1 rRNA gene is annotated in these 204 nt (G+C 52.9%); it reads left to right on the top strand.

From position 1 onward, the window contains the following. Positions 1-204 (top strand): 16S ribosomal RNA (locus BHE89_RS04470); the annotation flags it as partial.

The following is a 204-nucleotide window of genomic DNA, read 5'->3' as shown; positions in this document are numbered from 1 at the left end:
GGGGAATATTGCACAATGGGCGCAAGCCTGATGCAGCCATGCCGCGTGTATGAAGAAGGCCTTAGGGGTTGTAAAGTACTTTCAGCGGGGGAGGAAGGTGATAAGGTTAATACCCTTATCAATTGACGTTACCCGCAGAAGAAGCACCGGCTAACTCCGTGCCAGCAGCCGCGGTAATACGGAGGGTGCAAGCGTTAATCGGAA

The organism is Shigella sp. FC1967 (genome assembly GCF_001743005.1).
GTDB lineage: Bacteria > Pseudomonadota > Gammaproteobacteria > Enterobacterales > Enterobacteriaceae > Proteus.
The sequence above is the reverse complement of the archived record's forward strand: the minus strand, read 5'-3'. Positions and strand labels throughout refer to the sequence as shown.